Here is a 1222-nt window from a genome sequence, read left to right on the forward strand (position 1 = left end):
GTCTTGGAAAAGGGCGAGGAGAAGGTCACCGTTCACAGCGCAACCGCCTACCACAACCTGCTGGGCCGCGGTTTCCGTGCCGCAGCACCAGATCCCGACCTGGCCGACGACAGCACCGCAACCAACGACGCGTCGACACCCGCTGAGACCGGCGAGGCCATCTCATCCGAGGACGCCCAGCCGTCCAAGCCCGCCAAGCCGCGCTCCCGCTCGGCCTCCTGACCCTCGAACGAAAAGAGACACCCCATGGCTACCCCCCGCAAGGCCACCGCCCCCAAGCCCCGCCGCATCGCGCCCGTGCAGGAACCGGAGAAGAAGGCCGTCGGCCGCTTCACCGCCCTCGCCAACGAAGCCACCAAGGACTTCGTGCCCCTCGACCCGTACGTCATCGGTGAAGAAGACGGCATCGTGCCCGACATCGTAATCACCGAGCCGGTCGAGACCGAACGGATCGTCGCGATGACCATGCTCCTCGAGCACGGGATCAAGAATCTGTCTCCCCAAGACTTTCAGCCGCTGCTGATGGCGGTATGCGGTGAAGCGTACGAGCGAGTGTGGTCGGAACTGTTGCGAGGCAAACACTTCAAGGTCACCGCTGCGTTCCTCCAGGATGTGCAGACGCACTTCTACGGGCAACGGCCGCAGGGGAGCAACGGGGCGAGTGATGTCCCGGGGGGATCGCAGGGCTGATCCAGCTCATCGACGCCTACGGGGAAGAGATCGAGTTCGACCTTCAACGCGAGTTCGGACTCGATCTCCTCGACTTCTTTCGTCACAAACACCCGTGGCCGAAGCTGTATCGGCTCCTCTACCGACTTCCAGAGCACACCCACTACAAAGCCGCTCGCGCAATGGATTTCGAGTTGGCTGAATACCTCCTCGACCAAGACTCCAGCGCTGGGGGCGACGCGCCCGCACCGCTGATGACACCTCTGGGAATGTCCCGCGAGGTCTACCTGCAAATGGCGACGGTCGAAGCCATCCAAGGACTCGACTACACCCTTCGGCGGGTCCATGGAAACAAGGGATCGCCGCCCCTGCCTCTCGAACGGCCACGTACCGCCCTCGAACTCCTCGAACGCGAACGCGACACGAAATCCGTCGATCGCGTTCTCGCGAAATTGGGGCTCAACAACTAAATAGCGAGGTGACCTGTGGCCGACAGTTACAACGCGGGATCCGCACGGCTGATTGTCGAACCAGAGCTATCGGCGAACTTCCA

General features: G+C 62.7%; 3 protein-coding genes. All 3 read left to right on the forward strand.

What is annotated here, in order from left to right; genetic code table 11:
* Positions 1-222, forward strand: a 222-nt coding sequence (locus ACH4F2_RS36245; RefSeq protein ID WP_398136834.1) for a hypothetical protein, incomplete at its 5' end; no start/stop codon positions are given.
* A 24-nt stretch (positions 223-246) separates the two neighbouring features.
* Positions 247-690, forward strand: a complete 444-nt coding sequence (locus tag ACH4F2_RS36250) for a hypothetical protein (protein ID WP_353798932.1) — start codon at positions 247-249, stop codon at positions 688-690.
* A gap of 161 nt (positions 691-851) precedes the next feature.
* Positions 852-1139 (forward strand): hypothetical protein, encoded by a 288-nt coding sequence (locus tag ACH4F2_RS36255; protein WP_031333174.1) that lies wholly within the window; start codon positions 852-854, stop codon positions 1137-1139.
* Positions 1140-1222 lie beyond the last annotated feature (83 nt).

This window comes from Streptomyces sp. NPDC017890, assembly GCF_044328675.1.
In the GTDB taxonomy this organism is placed as follows: Bacteria; Actinomycetota; Actinomycetes; order Streptomycetales; family Streptomycetaceae; genus Streptomyces.

Coding starts and splice junctions, on each gene's coding strand:
- ACH4F2_RS36250 (WP_353798932.1), top strand. CDS start 247: ATGGCTACCCCCCGCAAGGCCACCGCCCCCAAGCCCCGCCGCATCGCG.
- ACH4F2_RS36255 (WP_031333174.1), top strand. CDS start 852: ATGGATTTCGAGTTGGCTGAATACCTCCTCGACCAAGACTCCAGCGCT.